Origin of the sequence: Paenibacillus sp. cl123 (assembly GCF_900101595.1) — a bacterium.
Taxonomy (GTDB): domain Bacteria; phylum Bacillota; class Bacilli; order Paenibacillales; family NBRC-103111; genus Paenibacillus_G.
Genome location: NZ_FMYY01000052.1, coordinates 1 through 1,540, shown reverse-complemented (window position 1 = coordinate 1,540; position 1,540 = coordinate 1). Strand labels below are relative to the sequence as shown.

Genomic DNA, 1,540 nt, shown 5'->3' with positions numbered 1-1,540 from the left:
CGAAAACAAACATGTCTTTCAAGGCACAACTCCAGCATGAAAATGAGCAGCGTGCGTTTATCGCAGGTTATGCCATCCCATACTTTTAATACCATGGTGAACACTACGCTACGGTTAATGGTGGTTTACCCCTGTGCGAAAACTGTAAGGATCGAACTCTGTGTACAACTCCTTGCTAGCTCCGAATGCCCGTTTGGAGAACTGCGAACAGAAAAATGGTTAAGCTCGAGTTCATCCTCACCATGGAATTTAGGTTGGAGATGGTGACATGGAAGTATTGTATTCGCGGTGCGCCGGAATGGACGTCCATCAAGAGACCATTGTGGTATGCGTCCTCACATCCGGTGAAGAGGGTCAAGTCGAAAGCGAAACCCGTACGTTTGGCACGATGACGAAACACCTCTTTGAGCTATTAAAATGGCTTGAAAACAAGGCGGTAACGCATATTGCCATGGAAAGCACGGGGGTTTATTGGAAGCCTGTGTATAACATTTTAGAAGGTTACTTTGATGTTACGGTTGCTAACGCTCAGCGAATCAAGAATGTCCCGGGCCGAAAAACGGATGTGTGCGATGCTGAATGGATTGCAAAATTACTTCGTGTAGGATTAATTGAGCGGAGTTTCATACCTTCCGAGGATGTACGAGAACTCCGTGATTTATGCCGACTTCGCAAGAAACGCTTAGGAAATCTAACGGCTGAAAAGAATCGCATCCAGAAATACCTCGAATGCGCGAACGTGAAACTGGGAACTGTCGCTTCTGATGTATTTGGTGTGTCGGGTCGGAACCTGCTCGAAAAGTTGATTACGAAAGGCTATGTGGAGGCAGAGGATGTGGAGGAAAGTGTAAAAGGCAGACTTCGAAGCAAAAAGGATGCCATTACAGACTCCATGTTAGGCACGATCACTCCACATCAAATGGATTTGATCCGCGACTGCTGGGAACACATCGAATATCTAGAGAAGTCGCTCAGCCAGTTAGAACAAAAAATCGATGCTCATCTTGAGCCGTACCGGGAAGAATATGAGCTTCTTCAAACGATCCCAGGGGTTAGCGAAGCAACAGCGGCAGCTCTTATTGCTGAGATTGGTGTCCATATGGATCAATTTCCATCAGCCGATCACCTATCTTCATGGGCAGGTTTGGCACCTGGTAACCACGAGAGCGCCGGTAAAAAAAAAGTACGAAGAGCTTAAAAGGAAATTCACATACCAAAGTAGCATTATGCGAAGCGGCCTGGGCAATCGCTCGTACGAGAAACAACGGTTTATCCACGAAATTTTGGAAGATCGCATCAAGGCGTGGAAAGAAGAAAGCTTGCATTGCTGTTGCACGAACCATACTGGTCATTGCCTATAACATGCTTAAAAACAAAGAAGCTTACCTAGAAGGCGGACCAAAAAAACGAGCAAGTTAATTATTGTTACCAACTTATAGACAGGATAAACATGGACTCATTGAAATGGAGATCCCGGGCATTGTATTGCCTAAAAACAGAAAATCGCACACTCATCTGTTTAACGTATTTTCACAGAAAA

1 pseudogene is annotated in these 1,540 nt (G+C 45.2%); it reads left to right on the top strand.

The window, feature by feature from the left end:
• Nucleotides 1–268: 268 nt before the first annotated feature.
• Nucleotides 269–1,419, top strand: a pseudogene (locus BLR08_RS30480) (IS110 family transposase).
• The last annotated feature ends 121 nt before the right edge of the window (nucleotides 1,420–1,540 follow it).